The sequence below is a fragment of the Waterburya agarophytonicola KI4 genome (assembly GCF_020640915.1).
Classification (GTDB): Bacteria; Cyanobacteriota; Cyanobacteriia; order Cyanobacteriales; family Xenococcaceae; genus Waterburya; species Waterburya agarophytonicola.
In genome coordinates this window covers 32344-51992 of sequence record NZ_JADWDC010000032.1, presented here as the reverse complement: position 1 = coordinate 51992, position 19649 = coordinate 32344, and the positions used below count along the sequence as shown (strand labels likewise).

General features: G+C 38.2%; 21 protein-coding genes. 9 read left to right on the top strand and 12 right to left on the bottom strand.

Annotated features, from left to right (window positions below; translation table 11 throughout):
* Positions 1-114 precede the first annotated feature (114 nt).
* Together I4641_RS13475 and I4641_RS13470 are read left to right on the top strand one after the other, a co-directional pair.
* Positions 115-525, top strand: coding sequence for a CAP domain-containing protein (locus I4641_RS13475; protein ID WP_229641054.1), 411 nt, complete (start codon positions 115-117; stop codon positions 523-525).
* Between the two features lie 9 nt (positions 526-534).
* A complete protein-coding gene (locus I4641_RS13470; protein WP_229641053.1) occupies positions 535-1167 on the top strand; it encodes a ribonuclease D in 633 nt (210 codons plus the stop codon).
* A gap of 145 nt (positions 1168-1312) precedes the next feature.
* On the opposite strand, the gene I4641_RS13465 is transcribed toward I4641_RS13470, so the two are convergent.
* From I4641_RS13465 to I4641_RS13440, 6 genes are all read right to left on the bottom strand, one after another.
* Complete coding sequence (locus tag I4641_RS13465) at positions 1313-2701, bottom strand: tetratricopeptide repeat-containing S1 family peptidase (RefSeq protein WP_229641052.1); 1389 nt, start codon at positions 2699-2701, stop codon at positions 1313-1315.
* Between the two features lie 2 nt (positions 2702-2703).
* Positions 2704-3510 carry a S1 family peptidase gene (locus I4641_RS13460; protein ID WP_229641051.1) on the bottom strand — a complete coding sequence of 269 codons (807 nt, stop codon included), beginning with the start codon at positions 3508-3510 and terminating at the stop codon, positions 2704-2706.
* Complete coding sequence (locus I4641_RS13455) at positions 3507-4037, bottom strand: COP23 domain-containing protein (protein ID WP_229641050.1); 531 nt, start codon at positions 4035-4037, stop codon at positions 3507-3509. The genes I4641_RS13460 and I4641_RS13455 overlap by 4 nt, the downstream gene beginning before the upstream one ends.
* 96 nt (positions 4038-4133) lie before the next feature.
* Positions 4134-4772, bottom strand: coding sequence for a thylakoid membrane photosystem I accumulation factor (locus I4641_RS13450; RefSeq protein WP_263858229.1), 639 nt, complete (start codon positions 4770-4772; stop codon positions 4134-4136).
* 157 nt (positions 4773-4929) lie between these two features.
* A complete protein-coding gene (locus I4641_RS13445) occupies positions 4930-5721 on the bottom strand; it encodes an LmeA family phospholipid-binding protein (RefSeq protein WP_229641048.1) in 792 nt (263 codons plus the stop codon).
* Between the two features lie 56 nt (positions 5722-5777).
* A complete protein-coding gene (locus I4641_RS13440) occupies positions 5778-6686 on the bottom strand; it encodes an alpha/beta fold hydrolase (protein WP_229641047.1) in 909 nt (302 codons plus the stop codon).
* 143 nt (positions 6687-6829) lie between these two features.
* Here I4641_RS13440 and clpS point away from each other — a divergent pair, with 143 nt between their 5' ends.
* Complete coding sequence (clpS, locus tag I4641_RS13435) at positions 6830-7117, top strand: ATP-dependent Clp protease adapter ClpS (protein ID WP_263858228.1); 288 nt, start codon at positions 6830-6832, stop codon at positions 7115-7117.
* A gap of 15 nt (positions 7118-7132) precedes the next feature.
* Positions 7133-7945 carry a CPBP family intramembrane glutamic endopeptidase gene (locus I4641_RS13430; protein WP_439655347.1) on the top strand — a complete coding sequence of 271 codons (813 nt, stop codon included), beginning with the start codon at positions 7133-7135 and terminating at the stop codon, positions 7943-7945.
* Here I4641_RS13430 and I4641_RS13425 read toward each other — a convergent pair.
* The gene (locus tag I4641_RS13425) at positions 7922-9559 is read right to left on the bottom strand and encodes a glycosyltransferase family protein (protein WP_229641044.1); all 1638 of its coding nucleotides are present in this window, start codon (positions 9557-9559) and stop codon (positions 7922-7924) included. The genes I4641_RS13430 and I4641_RS13425 overlap by 24 nt on opposite strands.
* Positions 9560-9591: 32 nt before the next feature.
* Positions 9592-10344, bottom strand: a complete 753-nt coding sequence (locus tag I4641_RS13420) for a DUF1995 family protein (protein WP_229641043.1) — start codon at positions 10342-10344, stop codon at positions 9592-9594.
* Between the two features lie 542 nt (positions 10345-10886).
* On the opposite strand from I4641_RS13420, the gene I4641_RS13415 reads away from it, so the two are divergent.
* Positions 10887-11594 (top strand): hypothetical protein, encoded by a 708-nt coding sequence (locus I4641_RS13415; protein WP_229641042.1) that lies wholly within the window; start codon positions 10887-10889, stop codon positions 11592-11594.
* Positions 11595-11610: 16 nt separating this feature from the next.
* Here the strand turns inward: I4641_RS13415 and I4641_RS13410 are convergent, their stop codons facing one another.
* Complete coding sequence (locus I4641_RS13410) at positions 11611-13050, bottom strand: protein adenylyltransferase SelO (protein WP_229641041.1); 1440 nt, start codon at positions 13048-13050, stop codon at positions 11611-11613.
* Positions 13051-13073: 23 nt separating this feature from the next.
* Entirely contained in the window at positions 13074-13718 is a 645-nt protein-coding gene (gene sufR, locus I4641_RS13405; RefSeq protein ID WP_229641040.1) for an iron-sulfur cluster biosynthesis transcriptional regulator SufR, read from the bottom strand.
* Between the two features lie 255 nt (positions 13719-13973).
* Here sufR and sufB point away from each other — a divergent pair, with 255 nt between their 5' ends.
* Positions 13974-15422: a Fe-S cluster assembly protein SufB gene (sufB, locus tag I4641_RS13400; protein WP_229641039.1), complete on the top strand. Its 1449-nt coding sequence runs from the start codon at positions 13974-13976 to the stop codon at positions 15420-15422.
* 82 nt (positions 15423-15504) lie between these two features.
* Here sufB and I4641_RS13395 read toward each other — a convergent pair whose 3' ends face one another.
* A complete protein-coding gene (locus I4641_RS13395; protein ID WP_229641038.1) occupies positions 15505-15645 on the bottom strand; it encodes a CDP-alcohol phosphatidyltransferase family protein in 141 nt (46 codons plus the stop codon).
* 105 nt (positions 15646-15750) lie between these two features.
* Here I4641_RS13395 and I4641_RS13390 point away from each other — a divergent pair, with 105 nt between their 5' ends.
* The 3 genes from I4641_RS13390 (at position 15751) to I4641_RS13380 (ending at position 18247) form a co-directional block, all read left to right on the top strand.
* The gene (locus I4641_RS13390; protein WP_229641037.1) at positions 15751-17106 is read left to right on the top strand and encodes a S1 family peptidase; all 1356 of its coding nucleotides are present in this window, start codon (positions 15751-15753) and stop codon (positions 17104-17106) included.
* Between the two features lie 147 nt (positions 17107-17253).
* Complete coding sequence (locus I4641_RS13385) at positions 17254-17478, top strand: hypothetical protein (protein WP_229641036.1); 225 nt, start codon at positions 17254-17256, stop codon at positions 17476-17478.
* A 142-nt stretch (positions 17479-17620) separates the two neighbouring features.
* The gene (locus I4641_RS13380) at positions 17621-18247 is read left to right on the top strand and encodes an alpha/beta hydrolase (protein ID WP_229641035.1); all 627 of its coding nucleotides are present in this window, start codon (positions 17621-17623) and stop codon (positions 18245-18247) included.
* 105 nt (positions 18248-18352) lie between these two features.
* Here the strand turns inward: I4641_RS13380 and I4641_RS13375 are convergent.
* The coding region (locus I4641_RS13375; protein ID WP_229641034.1) for a hypothetical protein at positions 18353-19649 on the bottom strand (1297 nt) is incomplete at its 5' end.

The following is a 19649-nucleotide window of genomic DNA, read 5'->3' as shown; positions in this document are numbered from 1 at the left end:
TGATTAGATTATGGCTCTTGGAAAAAAAGCGCAAGTTATGACCGTGCGAAGTATAGTGAGGCTTTTATTCGAGAGTCTGGTCAAGAAGAGAATATAGAAGTAAAAACAATCGCCATGTCTGCAAGGGAGCGAGAGCTGAGCCGATTAGCAGAATTAGTCCATCAAAAAGTCAATCAATATCGAGCTTCTAAAAATCTTGCACCGTTAAAGCTTAATAATTTAATTAGCAAGCAAGCAAAAATTCATAGTGTCAACATGGCGCAACAAAAAGTGGCTTTTAGCCATGATGGTTTCTCCGCTAGAGCTCAAGCGATTGAGAATAATATTGATTATCGAACTGTAGCCGAAAATGTGGCCTATAACATGGGTTATCAAGATCCTGTTAGTAAAGCCATAGCAGGATGGATCGAAAGCGATGGTCATCGCAAAAACATGGAGGGAAACTATAATTTAACAGGTATTGGAGTAGCAGTAAATCCAGCAGGAGAATACTACTTTACTCAAATTTTTATCCTCGAAAATTAGATTTGCAATATGGTTTTAGATAACGTTCAAGTTTACGATGAAGATTTAGACTCTGCGACTTTGGCTCGCTATCTAGCTGCTGATGAAATCGCGATCGATACGGAAACGATGGGTTTGGTGTTAGGACGCGATCGCTTGTGCTTAGTACAACTGTGCGATCCTCAAGGTTTTGTAACAGCGATTCGGATTGCCAAAGGACAAACTCAAGCACCCAATTTACAAAAGCTGCTTACTTCTTGGGACATTACTAAAGTTTTTCACTACGCTCGTTTTGATGTAGCCCAATTCAATACTACATTTCGGGTGGAAACCGCACCAATTTTTTGTACCAAAATTGCGAGTAAGCTGGTACGTACCTATACTTCTAGTCATGGCTTAAAAAGCTTGGTTGCTGAATTGACAGGAGTAGAGCTAGATAAAAAGGCTCAAAGCTCGGATTGGGGAGATGCAGAAAATCTTTCAGGAGAACAATATAACTATGCAGCTAATGACGTGCGTTATTTATTGGATATCAAACGCAAACTAACTACAATGTTGAAGCGAGAAGATCGCTATGAGTTAGCCCAACGCTGTTTTCAAACAATTCCTGTGTTTGTCGCCTTGGATATGTTGCAATATCAAAATATATTCGACCATCGCTAAATAGTATTCGATCTTATGTTAAGAGATTCAACGAAACGCATAATTTAAGTTCTTTAAGCATAAGTAAGTAAGTAGTCGATCAAAATCGACTGTTGATTCATACCTCATGGTTGGCGACTGCAAAAGATAGTCGCCTTTTTCTTGATTATTTATTTTGAGAATTCATGAAGGCTTTTTGAGCTTTATTTAGTCCATCGATCGCCACATTATAACTGTTGGTATCTCCTTGCTGAAAGAATATCTCAGAAGCTTTTTTAAAGTCTGCCGATGCTGCTTCAAATTCGCGACGGGAATATAATACTGCACCTCGGTTGTGATAGGACTTGCCATAGTCTGGTGCAATGTGAATCGAGCGATTATAGTCTTCTAATGCCCCATCTAAATCTGCTAAATCTTCTTTGACAATACCTCGATTGAGATAGGACCAGGGATCGGTAGGGTTGAGACGAATGGCACTATTGTAGTCTTCTAGTGCTTGGTTTCTATTGCCTTGACGATATTGGGCTAGTCCGCGACTAAAATAAGCCAGAGCAAAATTCGGGTTGTTTTTGATTGCTCGGTCGTAATTGGCGATCGCAGCATGGAGATCGCGTTTGGTATAGTCAATCAACCCTTGATAGTATATTGCTACGACATTATTGGGATTTTTGTCGGCTGCTTCAATTAGATAATCATTGGCTCTAGTCACATCTCCTTGAGCCAGTAATTCCAATCCTTCAACATAGTTTTTCGTTGCTTCTACATCAATATCCCCTTCTTCTCGATCTGGTTTACCCCCATCAATGTTTAAAGCATTTTTACTCAACCCCGTAACCTCCAAGAATTCGGTAAAATTTTTGATGGGAATTGCTGCATTAAAACCTGTTTTGAGGGGTTCGGGAATACTAGAAGATTCATTACGGACGCTACCAATAACATCCCCCTGACCGTGAATTCCCACCAAACGCCCGCTAGTATCAAATACCCCCCCGCCACTCATACCGCGACGAGTTAGAGCTTGATAACGCATAGAATAGCCTTCGGCTGCGGTTTCGCGAATACTAGTAACCGTACCTGTGGTAAATTCCCAATGACGCTCCTGATCGACTTCCGCTGTTAAAGGATAGCCAGAAACAAAAATTGAAGCCCCAGGGACAGCATACTCAGAATCCCCAATTGTTGCTACCGAATATTCTCGATCGCTTTGAAAAGTTATAGAAGCTAAATCTAAACCATTCTCCCTGAGATTTTTCACCCCAGTTACTTTATATTCTTGATTATCGGGAGTTTTGACCAAATAGCCAATATTGACATTTTTAACCACATGATTGGCGGTGAGGACTGTATAACTATTATTTTCCTTGGCAATAATTACCCCAGAACCCCCTGGTACTCCCAAATTATTATCGATCTTTACTGTAACAACTTCGGCGACCGCAGCTATCTCTGTTGGACTTTTGGCTAATACTATTTCAGGAGCTAAAATAATTATCCCTGCCGTACTTGCGATCGCAGTAGCTAGATAAGAATTTAAAAATTGACGATTTAAAAACATTTTTAATTGATTAATTCTGAATAAACACTAATGGGAATACCCCAACTAGACTCGATCATTTGTTCTAATTGTTCTGAAGTAGGCTCGCTTCCATCTTCAAAAAGATAGACTCCAAAACCAGGATCGCGATATTTACCCCTGCCATGAATCGCCACCAACAAGCCTTGAGCGTTAAAAACTGGGCTACCACTCATTCCCACCTTGGTATCGTTGGTATAGCCCAAACGATAGCCTTGAGGAAGAGATTTCGCTGGAATTATGGATACTTCTCCCTGAGTCAGACGAAATGCCTTGTTTCCCAAATTCAAAGTATTTTCATTATTGGCGATCGCTAGAGGAAACCCCGCAGCATATACTGTGTCGCCAACTTGAGGCAATTGTGCCGCGATTGTAGCAGTAGGATAATCTACCTCACTATAAAACTGAAGTACTGCCAGATCCGCATCCCTCAAATGTTGGGGAGGATTGATTAACTGGTGTTCTAGATCGTCCGCAGTCAAAATCACAGGATTGCTAGAATCAACTACGTGCCAATTGGTTAAAACCGAATATATATTCCCTTCCCGACTAATTATGACTCCAGATCCAGCCGAATCAGCTTTAACCACGCGGACAGTTTTAGTTTGATATAGCCGTAACGTTTCACTGCGATCGATCGCTTCTGGGGAAATATTCCAGGTGGGTACTTCTTGAGCTATTGTTGCCCGATCCCAATACCAGTCAATAGCACCCCCAAAAATAGTCGTACCAATTAAAAAAAATATGCCACCTTTCAAACCACGAAAACAATATTTCAGGGCAGGAATCAACGATCTCTCTCTCCCAATCGATCTTCTACATTGATATAGGGAATGATTGTAGAGGATTCATAACTCGACTCTAAATTTTGTTGTCCGCTACCCCAAGAAAATAAATTGTTAAGAGCAGCAATTCCATCTTGTCCTGGTTTTAAAGTATAAATAGTACCTTCGCACGGACCATTATCTTCTCTAGCAACGCAGATTACCTGTTGATCATTTTCTATCCCCAAGGTGACATATTTTAGTTTGCCTTCTTGTCTATACTGTTCTAGGCGATCGCTGACTGCTTGACAACGAGCAAAAGGAGTCCAGTTGGCATCAGAAAAGTGGTCGGAAACCCACTTGATCCAGGGTTCGGCAGCACCTTGAGAATTATGATATGTGGTAGTAGGAACACCAGAATCAACATTGCAGTGAAAACCTTTCTGGGTTTGATTCTGGGCTAGAGTAGAACTACAAGTAGTTAAGGCAGCCAAACAACTCGTCATTGTCACTGCCACTAGCTTAAATTGATGTTTTAAAGTTGGTAATTGCATCGCAAAAACTGAACCTCAATAGTTTGATTGTAATATTAATATATTCATTTAATATTATTATGCAAAAAAACTAGTTAACTTCTTGACAACTTAATTTTATTCTGCCATTCCAGAATTAAACTCATTAAAAGAGCGACGTTTTAACACTTGTGATTCTGAACGGGGTAAAAGATTGAATACTTCCCGCAAGACATCATCTATTTCTTCGTAGGGTACTTGTCCTTTTCCGTCATATACGACTTTCCCTTTTTGGTCTAGAATTACGGTTTCGGGAACTACTCCACTGTAATAGTAGGCTGGTTCGTCAGGAGTATATTTATCGCGATCGATAAACGAATCAACGGTTACGGGAATAATACTCGCTGCCCGTCCGTAAAACTCTTGTACCCGAGTTATCAAACCAGAAAATTGTTTGCAATCACTACTATCGTCAACATAAAAAACTAAAATAGCAGGTTTTTCTTTCTTTAAAGAAGTGGGTAAATCCATGCGGGGAGGCACGAGAGAACCATTTCCTCCAAAAAGAACAAACACATTACCTTCATAGCGATCGTCATTAATGGTAGCTAATGCAGGGGATATGCACCAAGTAGAAAAACTAGTTAACACGACCAACAAACTAATGGCGATCGCCTGTATCCATAATTTAGCAGACCTTTTACGGCTAGACAGTAACAAATGTAGGCTATTTTTACAGTCAGATAATAGGGATATGAATAACTCGCTCGAAATCATTTTTAAGATAAATTTATTTTGAATAATGCTAGAGATCGCGATCGCATTTACAATACAGTCGCGGATCGAAACTAGACTTAGCACAATCTAAAGTTTATCTTTCTTTGTGCCACCAAAATTATTACTTATTACTTATTACTTATTACTTATTACTTAATCAGCCCGTCTGAGGTACTCTTTCAATTTGGGCATATCCGCTAAATAAAAGCATTTTTCCTTCGGTGTTCAAGCGATTAAGACGCAATTTGACTCCATCTAGGTTAAAACGGTCTAAATCGACCATTTCATTGAGTATTTCCCCCAAAGCTAGAGTTAGTTGTTGAGAGATATCTCGGATCTCTGGATCGATGTCTTCTGTTTCAAACTTAAGATCCTTAAATTTGACTCTTCTACGTTTGGCAATATCTAGCGTACAGGTTAGGCTAGCGGGGACTGTTGTATCTTGCCAACTTGCTTTAGCTAGCAGCTTGACTTTATTTTCAGGTAAAAGTTGTACTTCGACATCCGTAAAAGAAACTGGTTCTCCCCCAGATATTTCTGTCAAACCTTCAGGGGTCAAATTTTCTAACCGTTTTCTAACTAAATCCGCTTCAAAAGACTTATTAATGTCAGCTTCAGACAATCTTACCAAAGCGATCGCCTGAGTGGGTTGCTTGAGAGAAATTTTGCCTTTAACTGCCGAACTAAAATCTATTGCCACAGCGTCGGTTTCAAAAGACATCTCTTCCGCGCGAAATTGCTTTTTGATTACCAAACCACGACCGTTCATTTTGAAGCTGTCAATCGTTCCCTGAAGTAGTTTGCTAGAGGGATTACACTTAACCGATACTTCTACTGACTCGCTACGAGTAAATAAATGACGGATTGTGTTGCTTGCGACAGTGTTGATCAGGTTTTCACCCCAATCTCCGCCTTTATTATTACCAAAACCAACAAATCCACCAAACATAGAGCTATAGATTGAGTTACTACTTACCTTGTAACAAATTATTAAGAAGTCAGCAATTAAGATTGTAGCCTACCCTGGGATAAAACCCAGTTTGTTATCAGGTTATTAACTTCGTCTGGAATCTCGTCATGAGGACAATGACCAGCTTCTAAATAATACTCTGTTAGCTGGGGATAATATCGACGAAAATCGTTCCCTCTTTTTTTGGTATCCATCCAAGGATCTTTTTCTCCCCACAAAAGTAGCAACGGACATTTTATTTGACTTAACAAAATATCTACTTTTTCTCCTTGAGGGGTTTTAAATACGGCATTGAAAACTTCTGCTGCACCCTCGTCACAAGAAGGACGATAAATATCTTCTACTAAAATGTCTGTGACGGCACTTTGATTAAAATATACTTTTTTGAGAGTTTTGCGAATTACGGACTTACGACGTACGTATTGGAACAAGAGAAAACTTGCCCAGGGCTGTAGCAGGATCGAACGAATTAGATTTCCCATTCGATTAGATTTGGGTTTTTGATTCGATGGAGAAGTTGTATCGCTAAAAGGGCCCGCACTATTGAGTAAGATTAAACCTGCCGTAGATTCGGGATATGCTGCTGCGACGCACAAACTGGCATAACCACCTAAAGAATTTCCCGCTAATACCGTCGATCGACCGATAACTTCGGTAATAAAGTCGTGTAGTTGTTCTTGCCAGAGATTACCGCTATATTCTTGATTGGGCTTTGCCGAACGTCCAAAACCAAGAAGATCGATCGCCCAAACTTGAAATTCTTCTTGTAATTGAGCAATATTTTGACGCCAATGATCTGTAGACGCACCAAAACCATGTACTAAAAGCAAGGCGGGCTTGTCAGGCTGTGGTTTTCCCGCCTTGACATAGTAAATAGAATTACCCCTCCACTGCCAATATGTGCCAGGAATAGATGAAGATGGGGAAAGGGAAATAGCAGTCATGTTTAAATTTATTATTATTAAGTTATATGAACTTTTTTTTATTGTATAGTTTATGTTGGGGAAAGTTATAACGATCTCATTTTCTAAATGATGACACGCCCTAATTTTAGTAAGAGAAATTTCAAAGGAGAAAAGTTGTGTCTTTGGGAACTTCTGTAATTGATAAGAGTTCGACTTCAACGGTGCGTAAAACTGCACCTCGTTATAAAGTATTACTCCATAATGACGATTTTAATTCGATGGAGTATGTCGTACAAGCATTGATGGAGACTGTTGGCGGGATGACTCCACCCCAAGCAGTGAATATTATGATGGAAACTCATAATAATGGTGTGGGTTTGGTAATTACTTGTGCCTTGGAACACGCTGAGTTTTATTGTGAAACTCTTTGTAATAAAGGTTTGACTAGTACAATTGAAGCTGATGATTAGACAGATTTGGTATTGATTAACTCATATTTAAACAAAATATCTAAACTCAAAGCACCAATTAGATTGTTATGTTTTCTTGGTGTTTTATCTATTTTATGGTTGCCTTTAGCGATTCCTATTTATTTATTTTTAGGTAATAATGCTAATCTGACTAGTATTATTACCATGAGCTTATTGTTCTTTGAATTGCTCTTTTTATGGCGATTGTGGGGCAAGTTTGTTTACCGCGAAAGTAAGATTTTTACTCGCTACGGCTTAGAGAAAAGTCATAGAAATAGTCGCGAATTATTCAAAGGTTTAGCTATCGGGTTTTGGTTTTGTCTCAGTCTATTTATGGTGGAAGCACTATTAGGATGGATTTCAATTATTCCTCCCTCCACAGGTTTAATCAGAATCGTTGTCGAAGGTTTGCTAAGTGCTTTTGGTATTGGGTTGGCAGAAGAATTAGTCTTTCGTGGCTGGCTTTTAGATGAATTGCAGCGAGATTACAGTCAAAAAACTTGCCTGTGGGTAGGTGCGATCGCATTTGCTTTAGCCCATTTTATCAAACCCATTGAAGCAATTATCAGAACCGCGGTGACTTTTCCCGCACTGATATTATTGGGAATTACTCTAATCTTAGCCAAACAGAATCATGGCGATCGCTTGGGTATTTGTATTGGCATTCATAGTGGTTTGGTGTGGAGTTATTACATTGTTAATGTAGGAGAGTTAATTAATTATAGCGATCGCGTTCCTCTTTGGGTTACGGGTATCGATAATAATCCCATCGCAGGAGTAATGGGTTTAGTTTTCTTGACTGGTTTAATGTGTTTGAACAGATATTAAACATCGAGCATCTAGTAAATTTAGTTTGGCTGTTTGAAAAACACTACAGCGATCGCTTTTATTGTTTAAAATAAATTTATTATTGTCTTGCAGTTTAGCAATGGCATTTTTGGTTTCTGGCTGGAATTGATTTAACCAAGAGTTTTTACTTAAATATTCGCTGTTGAAAGTATCTTTATCTAATAGCCAGAGATCTATTTTATATTGTTTGATGAAATGCTCTATTTCTGCTTGACTGGAACTATACTGAGCTTGAATTAAATCTTTTGCTCGTTGGCGTATTTGTTGATAGTAATCCCAATGATAAGGAATACTATATTCTTCGGAAACTAAAACAGAACGCTTTGCCAAACTAGGAATAAAATCTGCTTCTTTACTCAAGCTAGCAATTAAAATATCTTTGGGTTGTTGTTCCAAGAATTGATATAGTTCGGGGACTTCTCCCGTGACATAGCCGAGGCGATAGGGATAAGATTGCACTGCATAAGTGGGATAGAGCAATGCTGTAATAATTATAATAATAATAAAAGGACGCATTTTTTTTTGGTATTGGCTAATTTTGTCGATGATTATTGTTAGTGTAATTCCATCGGCTATGGCTATAACTATGCGCCAAGTGTTTTGGGTATAACGACTAGGTAAGTGTAATTTAAATAGGAGTAGATGAGACAGACAAAATAAGCTTAAAGAAGCTACTAATATTGTGCCGATAATCTCCATCTGAGGCTTAATATATCTAACAGTTGGAAAATTTTTGGGGGATTTTAATAAAAATGGCAATAATAAACCAAAAGAACATAACAATAAATATTGCCATTCTCTAGGGAAATAACCGCTTCTTTGTCCTATTAACCAAAAAGAAAAAAAATTATCTAAGAAAAATGTATTTCTTCCTCCCTCGTAAAATTCAGGTAGTTGTTTGGCTAACTCTAAACTAATAACTTCGTGGGAGTCTGCGGTTTGTAATTTATACATAGCCATTACAGCGATCGCGACAATCAATCCGATAATGTAAAAATATCTTTTTTGTTTTTGTGTAATTAAATTTAGACTGAGAATGCCAGCAGAAATCAATAATACCTGGGGATAAAATAAACCCTGCAAAGCAATAAATAAGGAACAAAATAATAAATTTTGTCGCAATAAATAATAAATAAAACCCAAAAATAAAACCCAAAAAAAAGCTCTAGGGGTACCAGATACAAGATCGTCTAGCATCCACAGATTTTGATTGAGTAACAAACTAGCGAAAAAACCTGCTAAAGGAATAGGAAAGATTTCAAGAGTAATTAAAAAAGCAAAGATGCTAGTACCAACTCCCAGAAATAGAGGAAGTAATTTATTAAATAAAAATGGTTTAATTCCTACAACATTCGCCAACCAATAAACAAACTTATAACCATTAGGAACGACCGAACTAAAATAATCCGCAATCAAATCCCCCGTAAAAAGATCGCGATCGCTCAATCTTTGCAGCCAAAAAACATGCTGTCTGGCATCATCTTGTATCGTATAAGGGGAATCAAAAGCTAGTCCAAATCCAGAAAAACTAAACAAAATTGCTACGATAATGCTAGCAACCAACCAAAAGTAGTATTTTTTTTTATTATTCAATTATTAAATGTACAACAGTAATTAACAACTATTTATTGACTTAAAGCCTTAAGAAATTTCTGCAAATTTCCTAGTAAATTCTGTTTTTTCTTAGGTTGCAAACGTTGATTATCTTCCCCTTGAGGAGTTGTCAATTGCATCATCAAACGATCCAAATCCTCTCCCATCGGTTTAGTAGCCAATTCCGTAGCTAATTCATAATTCGTTGCCTCTGCTTCATTTTCCAGCCATATTTGCCACCCGAAAGGATGACAGCGCAAAATTGCCCCATCTTCAATGGGACGAAGATAATAACTAGAATAAATATTTTTAATAAAACGCTCTCGTAATTGTCGCGCAGCCAAACCAATACCTACTACCGCAACATCTTCCAATTGAGGAATAAGAAACACTACAGGGCGATCTGCCGCTATCTGACTCAACTTTTCTGCCCGATCTACCTCCACCGAAGAAGGACAAGCAACAACGAAAATTTCATCTTCTGGTGCAACCTGAGTCTCAATAGAAGTGAAACGACTGCCCATATCCGTTACTTGAAAAGGTTGTTCTCCCCAGTTACGCTTGGCTAAGGCTGCTGCACCCGTATCGGGAAACATCACTTTGACCTTTAAACCGTCATCGGCAAATAAACTCGCAAACTCCAAAGCTAGTGCTTCTGATTGTAAAGCAATTTCAGGAACGACCAATTCTACTTGAATTAGCTTATAACCATCTGAGATCGCATTTTTGGTAGCTTCTTTTGCTTGTTCGACTGCTAGATCGAGAGTGGAAGGAAAAGTGTTCATCGATAACGAATGACAAAAATAAGTACAAATCTCTATTGTAGCGATCGATGCTCCTTTTAGTTGCTAAGTGTTTTTACGAATACTGGAAGAGGTCAATTACGGGGAATATTTGGCAATGTTGTCGCAAATTTCACAAAAATGACATAGTCTTACCTTGTATCTAAGGTATATGAGACCCTAAACCAGTAATTTCATTATTTTAGATCGAAGTTCTATGGTAAATTTCAAATGTAATCTTAATTGGATTCGCCGAAATTGACTTTTATTATGACCTAAGATTTCATTGTTGTGTTATCACAGTGCTAACTGCGCATATTAATCCCAGGGATCTGTCTAAGAATTACATTTGTTAAAGCATAATTTTTTTTCTATCTAAAGTGAAAATCTATATACCACTTCTTTATTCCGAGAAAGTAAAAAGACCAGATAAAAGATATTTTATCAATAATATCATTGGGGAAGATTTTATCATCTTATTATTATCTTTTCTCTATTCTAGTTCTCATCTATTTTTAAATATTCTTGGTTTATTTTTATTACAAATGTCATTTTGGTGCATTTACGAACTGGGCTATATTGAGAATGACGTAGTAGGGGAAAAATTTGAAAATAAAGCGATTCTTTCTTATAACTACAAATCTTATGAAATCTCTTTTGGCTTTTGGCAACCCTGGTTGTGGTCGTTGGGTTTATCTTTTCTAGGAATCGTAACTTTAGCCAAAGATCGTACTCTAGAGAGTCTTATTATAGACTTTCCATTTGACGGATATAGTGATAATTTACTATGGATTTCCAAGGAATTAATCTATTGGATAGTTTTTCTGGTTGTATTGAGAATTCTGTTTTATATATACAATCATGTTAATAAGCAAAGCAGGGTTTGGTTATACTTATTGCTACAAACTTTTCGCTACTGTGGTTTTCTTGTAGTTTTATCCACAAATACTGTCGGTTTGATGCTGCTAGCCAGTAGTATTTTAACTCGTTCGATTCAATATATTTTGTATCGTTATTTAGGTGGAAAAAATAGTAGTTGGCCGATGGATTTCCCTCGATATTTCTTTTGTCTACTAATTTATTTAATACTCTTAGGTATTATAGCAGCAAACGATCGCGATCTGAATCTATTATTAAATCCTCAAGTTCTACTAATATCTGCCTTTTGCCTTTTGCGAGGAAGCAAGCATTTCTATAAAGTATTTTCGCAGTTTATACCTGTTAGTGAGGATGGAACAAATCAAATAATCTAGTCAGTAACTACTAATTTTAACTTTTAGTTTGTATTTTATTAATTAAATCATAAAAAAGCTGCCAGTCATTTTCTTCGGCGATCGGCTGCCAAATAGATTCAATAATTGGACGCAATAAAACAGTAGGGGGATTGTGAAACTTAAGCATATCTCCTGTCTTTTCCATCTTGGCGATCGATAGTTGATTCAAGCATTGATGATATAAATTGCACCAATTATCTTTTAATTTATCTCCAGAAGAATTACTAATTTTTCGATTAAAAACAGCATTTTCTAAAATCAAACCACTATCTTCGCGCCAACCAAAATTAAAGCCTTGGGCTAATTCGGCAAAAAAGCCATGATAACTAATATCCGTATCTTTAAGTAACTCAATAGTAGCGGCCAGCAAATCTTCTAATAAAGGAAAATACTCTTTAAAGCCTAATTTTTGCCAGATCAACTTTTGATAGTGTTGTTGATAACAATCATCAAACTTTGTTAGTTCTACTTCTAAACAAGACTTCTCCGTTACCATTGCTAAAGGCAATTGCAACATCTCCAAATTAAACTTACAAATATAGGGCTGATTGCCATAACTATAACGCCCACCATAGTCAAAGCTAGCTGCGGTAAATCTAGCATCATAGGTAGGAATAAAGGCATAAGGACCATAATCAAAACTTTCCCCCGTAATAGACATATTATCGGTATTTAAGACACCGTGGCAAAAACCCGCAGCCATCCACTGTGCCGAAAGTTGAGCCACCCGTTCGATTAATTCCGCGTAAAATTGAAGATACTTATCTTCCGTATCGGGGATGTCGGGATAGTAAACTGCGATCGCTCTATCCAATAACTTACCAATCAAATCGGGGCGTTTGAGATAGTGCAGTCTTTCTAAAGTGCCAAAACGAATGTGAGAACGATTAAACCTAACCATTGCCGAAGAACGAGTAGGAGAAGGTTCGTCACCCCGCCATAAAGATTCTCCTGTTTCGATCAAGCTAAGACAACGAGAAGTCTTGACTCCCAGTTGATGCAATGCTTCTGCTGCCAAAACCTCTCTCACACCACCTTTGAGAGTCAATCTGCCATCCGCGCTGCGAGAATAAGGAGTTCTACCAGATCCTTTTGTACCTAAGTCGTAGAGATTGCCATCTATGCCTCGAATTTGCCCGTATAAAAACCCCCTACCATCCCCCAAAAAGGGATTGTAAGCCCCAAATTGATAGCCGTGATAGCGCAGGGCTAAAAATGGTCGCACTCCTTCAAATGCACCAAATGCTTCCAGAAAATCGCCGTCTCCTACAGTGGCGGGATCTAAACCCATCAGTGGCAATAACGCATCATTGCGAAAACGCAACCAATGGGCGGGAAACTCGGCAGCAGCAACCACATCATAATAATCGTCTCCCAACTCCTCCATCATGGGTTCGTATTTCAGATTCAAAAAAGGATTGGATTTATTTATCATTAAAATTCTTAGTTGTTTATTCCTTATTCCTTAGTAATCGAATATCCACAGCGATGTTCGCCATCGTTAATCCAGTGAGTGCGTTGGACAACACAGTCGGGTAATACCGCCGAAAACATCTCCAATTCGTGTCCGCAAATACTAGGATAAGATTCAGCAACCTCGGAAATAGCGCAATTATGTTCGACTAAAACAAATTCTTGTGGTGTTTTAACCGAGACTTCGTGTAATTCTGCCATATATCCTTCTTCTTTTCTTAGCTGAACGAGTTTGCCAATACGTTGGGAGAGAGTTCCTTTGCCCAAGCGATCGCGATATTCAGCTGCTTTGCGTTGCCATTGCTTTTCCAATACTTTGCTGACTTGTTCTTCTCCTGCTGTTTCTGCCAGAGTATCCAAAAAAGAAACGGCAAATTCACTATACTTCTGGGGACTAAGGCGATCGCGTCCTTGATCGCTCAACTGGTACAAATGTTGGGGTCTACCCATTCCTTGCTGTACTGAATCATAAAAGATCAATCCTTCTGTTTCGAGTTCGTTGAGGTGACGACGAATTGCTTGCGTACTAAGCTTTAGATCGCGAGCTAGCTGTTGTGCTGTGGCATGACCTTGCTTGAACAAAGATTGCAGAATATTTTGTTTAGTAGACGGTAAACCAGTGGTTGTCATCGTCCTCAGAGATGTATTTTGACTTAATTTAAAAACAGGATCGAGAAAAAATTGACTTTAACAACAAACTTATTGCTAATCTAACCTACAATAACAATATACTTAAACAACAAACTTGTTGTTAAACTTCGAGGAAAATTTTTATTTGCTACCTTCTCTTAGTTTAATTCTACAAAAGCATTAACCAATAACCTTGTTACTGCTCCACAAAATTTAAAACAGCTGTTGAAGATATTGTCTATTTAATTGCCTACTATGAGTGCCAACGTCAAAACTTTAGTCAATCAACCCTACAAGTATGGTTTTGTTACCGATATTGAGAAAGACCAAATTCCTCGTGGCTTAAATGAGGATGTAGTTCGCTTGATTTCGGCAAAGAAAAACGAGCCAGAGTTTATGCTAGAGTTTCGTCTCAAAGCCTATCGTCATTGGCTTACCATGACCGAACCAGAATGGCCTCATGTAGAATATCCTCCCATTGATTACCAAGATATTGTCTACTACTCCGCACCGAAGAAGAAGAAGAAAGAAAAGTTGGGTAGTCTAGATGAAGTCGACCCCGCTTTGTTAGAAACTTTTAATAAATTAGGCATTCCCCTCTCCGAACAAAAAAGACTGGGCAATGTCAATGTAGCGGTAGATGCAATCTTCGATAGCGTATCTATCGGCACCACTTTTAAAGCAAAACTAGCCGAAGACGGAGTAATCTTTTGCTCTTTTTCCGAAGCGTTGCAAGAATATCCCGAATTAATCAAAAAATATTTAGGTACTGTCATTCCCACCGCCGATAATTACTTTACTGCTTTAAACTCAGCAGTATTTAGCGATGGTTCGTTTGTCTTTATCCCTAAAGGCGTAACTTGTCCGATGGAACTATCAACTTATTTCCGCATCAACGACGGCGATACTGGGCAATTCGAGCGTACTTTGATTGTGGCAGAAGAAGGAGCATCAGTTAGTTATTTAGAAGGCTGTACTGCACCCATGTTCGATACCAATCAACTCCATGCTGCGGTAGTCGAGTTGGTAGCATTAGATAATGCGGATATCAAGTATTCCACCGTCCAAAACTGGTTTGCAGGAGATGAAAACGGCAAGGGCGGAATTTATAATTTTGTCACCAAACGGGGGCTATGTAAGGGAGTTAATTCCAAAATCTCTTGGACGCAGGTAGAAACGGGTTCGGCTATTACTTGGAAATATCCCAGTTGTGTTTTAGTCGGAGACAATTCTGTCGGTGAATTTTATTCCATCGCTTTGACCAATAACCATCAACAAGCAGACACGGGAACAAAAATGATTCATGTTGGTAAAAATACTCGCAGCACGATCATTTCTAAAGGTATCTCTGCGGGGCATTCCAAGGGTAGCTATCGCGGACTAGTTAAAATTGGTAATAAGGCTACTGGCGCGCGTAACTATTCTCAATGTGACTCGATGTTGATTGGAGATAATGCCGAAGCCAATACCTTCCCTTATATTCAGGTAGATAATAATACTGCCAAACTAGAACACGAAGCTTCCACCGCTAAAATAGGCGAAGAACAACTATTTTACTTTGCTCAACGAGGTATTTCTGAAGAAGATGCTATCTCTATGTTGGTTAGTGGCTTTTGCAAAGACGTGCTAAATGAATTGCCCATGGAGTTTGCTTCCGAAGCAGACAAACTATTAAGTCTCAAATTAGAAGGAACAGTTGGTTAAGTTGGTTAAGTTGGTTAAGTATTATCGAAGTTAATTTGTATAAGGGTGTACTTAAAGTGCATCCTTATATTTTTGCCTGAAATCAACTGACGATCAAAACGATCGAGACTCCACCAAAAATTCTAACAAGAGTTAAAATATCGGGGTTAACCCAAGCTGGCATATGTGTTGCGAACCATTTTAATGCTGGTCTTTCTAGAGGAGCTAAAAGAATATCATTCACTCTTTTATGGGACTTATGTATTGTTCATTATATTTTAATGTATATTTTTTGTATTTACTTTTGCAATCAATAGCTGGGGTGAAAGTTAGATAATCGAGGGTAATTATGAATAAGTGGATTAATCAAAAATTTATTTCAGCAGCAATTTCGGGAATAGCCATTACTATTGTTGGAATGGTGGGAATAAATAGTCAAAAAGCGATCGCTCTTCCCGCTGCAACGGTCAATCAAATTGTCAAAAAAAGTACGGTGCGGATTGATGGTGCGGGCAATGGATCTGGTGTCATTATCGCTGAAGATGATTATGGTTATGTTGTTTTAACCAACCAACACGTAGTTGAAGTTTCAGGAGAATATCAGGTTGTCACAGCAGATGGCAAGTCGCACCCTGCAACGGATATTCAACAACTAGAAGGAGCAGATCTAGCTTTAGTTTATTTTGACACCGATCGACGCTATTCTATTGTCGCCCAAGGAAATTCTGATACTTTAATTGAAGGACAAAAAATACATATTGCTGGCTATCCAGGTTCGCAACAAATTGCCAGTAACCGTACCTATCGTTTTATGTCTGAAAGTTTAATTGGTTTTCTCGCTCCGTCGGATGTTAAAGATGGTTACGAGCTAATCTATAGTGGGGAAGCTGTGCCAGGCATGAGTGGTAGCCCAATCTTAAACGAAGAAGCTCAGTTGATCGGAGTTTATGGTTTAACCGATATCGATTTCACCACAGGTACTTCTTATCTTTATGGCATTCCTTTAAATACCGCATTAAAAATAGCTACTAGATCGGGAATTGAACTAGATCTGCCAAAAACTGTCAGCAATCAATCCAACTCTGTCATAGATCTATTTTCTCCATCGCCTGGTAACTCCGTTAATACGAATAATAACAATGGCAATGTCGGATTTGAAGTTATTGGTAATGCAGCAGTAAATGATTTCATTATTCCTGAAATTATCTATACAGGAGAATGTCCTGGTAACAAACTAGAAAGCCAAGAAGCGATGTTTTTCTCTACTACAACCGCTACTGCACCAGACAGAAGAGTTTTAATTACTAACGTTACTAGAGGTTTGAGTCGAGATCCTTTACCCTTTGCAGATCGCGAATATGAAGAAGGACAAGTGTCGGAAAAAACTAAAGTAACTATTGGTTCAAAACACGATAAAAGAAATTTTGTTCTTTTGGCTGGTAAAAATCAGTTTAAATATGAAATTGTCCAAATTGAAGAGGATGATGATTTTGAAACAGTCTTAGAAGAAGGAACTTTTACTGCTACAGCCAAAAAAGAACCCAGATATGTCGAGCGAAGTAAAGTAGCCCAGGAAGAAATTTATTGTCCTGACGACCAAAAATATTGCGATCGCGAACAACAAAAAGTCAGAACGGTTTATAAGTGTCCGATAGAAACAAAGGGTTTATTTGGTTATAATCCTGTCAAAAATCCATCAATGTAATATTCATCAAGCTTAATCAATTTTTGTAGTTTATCTTTTTCAATCACATAAACATGAGTTAATTTGACATAACTTCGTCACAACTTTGTCATTGTTACTAGGTATATTGAAGAAGGATTTCCCAGAAAGATTACCCAAAAAAATCAGATGGATACGAGAACCTCAAATACTTGGTGGGATAATTACCGCGAGACGGTGAAAGTTACTAGGCGTTTTCGCACATTGGTTAGTCTTGTGAATAATCGAGAGGATATTGCTCGCAATATGATTAATCTGATCAAGCAGCAATATCCAGGAAAATCGGAAGTCTGGTATTTGAATAAGCTGATTGCAGAAATTCAAACAGAAAGCACGATCCCTATTGCATATTAGTTGTAATATTTGTCGAGCTAAATGTATAATTTTTACGCCAAGTTTTTTGCCTAAAATCATCCCAGTTATAATCATATTTCTGGGAGTTAAATCCCTGGCAAAACTGCCTAAAAGTTACTACACAAGCAATAAAAGTCAATCTATGAGTCCTACAATTGAAGCTATTTCTGCAATGCCCAATGGCGAGAAGCCGACCTATTTATTGGTGATGTTGCATGGTTGGGGGGCAAACTATCAAGACTTTGTTCCTTTTGCTAAGATGCTCAATTTTCCTGGTTTTGGCTATTTTTTCCCTAATGCTCCTTTTGAACATTTTCAAGTACCTGGGGGTAGGGCTTGGTATGCTCTGGAAGAAAACGAGTTTACTGGCTTAGCTACCAGCCGAAAGCTTTTACTTAATTGGTTGACTTCCCTTGAAGCGAGTACAGGTGTACCTTTGGATCGAACAGTAATGGCTGGTTTTTCCCAGGGAGGGGCAATGACTTTGGATGTGGGCTTGACTTTACCTTTGGCTGCTATATGTAGCTTTAGTGGTTATTTACACTATCAGCCCGAATTTCAAGACAATAAAACTTTTCCGCCAACAATGATAATTCACGGTCAACAAGACCCTGTTGTTCCAATTGAAGCTGCAAAAAAAGCTCAAGATGAGTTGACTAAAATTGGTGTATCTGTTCAATATCAAGAATTTATGATGGGTCATGAAGTTCAAGACCCCGCGATCGCACTATTCAAGCAATTTATTCAAGATAATCTTAATTTTAATTGATTCAATCTGTAGTTGAGATGTAAGCAAAAACTATGCCAAAAATCCCCGATCTTTAGCTAAAGATCGGGGATTATAAAAGTACCTAAGCTGATAGTCGATTGTTTACTATGAATTTTCGCGATCGCTATTAGAATCTCTTTCTAGTAAATCTTCTAGAAACTGAAATGAGATATCTTCTGTGTCATCTTGAAATTCGGTAACTTGATTATTTTTGTCATCTTCACTATCGGAATTATCATCTTGGATATTTAGTCCATCTAACCATCCACTGATGTCTTCTGAATCTCGTTCTGGTGTTTTCAAACTATCTAACCACGTAGAGATATTATTCAGATCGCTAGATTTGGAGTCTGATAAATCGGTGATTTCGGCTGTATTACTACTCAACAAGTCAGAGGTAGAATTTTCGATTGATTCGTCAAAACTTAGATCGTCTAAGCTAAAATCACCCTCGTTTGTAGTGTCATTGGCACTGTCAATCAGATCGTTAATCGATCCTTGTTGGGTATCATCAAAGGTAATCTCATCCAAACTGATATCAGGGGAATTGTCCGCGTTATCGAAAGTTATATCTTCTAAACTAGCGTTTATTGAATTATCTGCATCATCAAAGGTAATCTCATCCAAACTGATATCAGGGGAATTGTCCGCGTTATCGAAAGTTATATCTTCTAAACTAGCGTTTATTGAATTATCTGCATCATCAAAGGTAATCTCATCCAAACTGATATCAGGGGAATTGTCCGCGTTATCGAAAGTTATATCTTCTAAACTAGCGTCGATTGAATTATCTGCATCATCAAACCCAATCTCATCCAAACTGATATCAGGGGAATTGTCCGCGTTATCGAAAGTTATATCTTCTAAACTAGCGTCGATTGAATTATCTATTGAATTATCCGCATCATCAAAGGTAATCTCATCCAAACTGATATCAGCAGAATTGTCGGATCTAGTTTCAAAATCAGCAGTAACATTGTCAGAAAAACTACTATTACTAGATAAATCGCCTGAAGTATTTGGCTCTAAATCGAGATCTTCAAGATTGGTATCTATCTCTGGAGTTTCAGCGCGATCGCGATCGCCTAAAAATCCTGACGCGGCTGCTGCTGCACCACCGATAGCTGCTGCACCTCCTGCTATAGCTGCACCTCCTGCGCTCGATATACCGTCAATCCAACTTGGATTATTGATAGTAGTTTCTTCATCTATTGACGTATCTATCTCTGGAGTTTCAATACTACCGATGGAATTAGATACCTGACCAGATATATTTGTATCTAGATCGAGATCTTCAAGATTGGTATCTATCTCTGGAGTTTCAATACTACCGATGGAATCAGATATCTGACCAGATATATTTGTATCTAGATCGAGATCTTCAAGATTGGTATCTATCTCT

Excerpts from the sequence above, each read along its gene's own strand:
- I4641_RS13475 (WP_229641054.1), top strand. The coding sequence starts at position 115 with ATGTCTGCAAGGGAGCGAGAGCTGAGCCGATTAGCAGAATTAGTCCAT.
- I4641_RS13470 (WP_229641053.1), top strand. The coding sequence starts at position 535 with ATGGTTTTAGATAACGTTCAAGTTTACGATGAAGATTTAGACTCTGCG.
- I4641_RS13465 (WP_229641052.1), bottom strand. The coding sequence starts at position 2,701 with ATGTTTTTAAATCGTCAATTTTTAAATTCTTATCTAGCTACTGCGATC.
- I4641_RS13455 (WP_229641050.1), bottom strand. The coding sequence starts at position 4,037 with ATGCAATTACCAACTTTAAAACATCAATTTAAGCTAGTGGCAGTGACA.
- I4641_RS13450 (WP_263858229.1), bottom strand. The coding sequence starts at position 4,772 with ATGATTTCGAGCGAGTTATTCATATCCCTATTATCTGACTGTAAAAAT.
- I4641_RS13445 (WP_229641048.1), bottom strand. The coding sequence starts at position 5,721 with ATGTTTGGTGGATTTGTTGGTTTTGGTAATAATAAAGGCGGAGATTGG.
- I4641_RS13440 (WP_229641047.1), bottom strand. The coding sequence starts at position 6,686 with ATGACTGCTATTTCCCTTTCCCCATCTTCATCTATTCCTGGCACATAT.
- I4641_RS13420 (WP_229641043.1), bottom strand. The coding sequence starts at position 10,344 with ATGAACACTTTTCCTTCCACTCTCGATCTAGCAGTCGAACAAGCAAAA.
- I4641_RS13415 (WP_229641042.1), top strand. The coding sequence starts at position 10,887 with ATGTCATTTTGGTGCATTTACGAACTGGGCTATATTGAGAATGACGTA.
- I4641_RS13410 (WP_229641041.1), bottom strand. The coding sequence starts at position 13,050 with ATGATAAATAAATCCAATCCTTTTTTGAATCTGAAATACGAACCCATG.
- sufR (WP_229641040.1), bottom strand. The coding sequence starts at position 13,718 with ATGACAACCACTGGTTTACCGTCTACTAAACAAAATATTCTGCAATCT.
- sufB (WP_229641039.1), top strand. The coding sequence starts at position 13,974 with ATGAGTGCCAACGTCAAAACTTTAGTCAATCAACCCTACAAGTATGGT.
- I4641_RS13390 (WP_229641037.1), top strand. The coding sequence starts at position 15,751 with ATGAATAAGTGGATTAATCAAAAATTTATTTCAGCAGCAATTTCGGGA.
- I4641_RS13385 (WP_229641036.1), top strand. The coding sequence starts at position 17,254 with ATGGATACGAGAACCTCAAATACTTGGTGGGATAATTACCGCGAGACG.
- I4641_RS13380 (WP_229641035.1), top strand. The coding sequence starts at position 17,621 with ATGAGTCCTACAATTGAAGCTATTTCTGCAATGCCCAATGGCGAGAAG.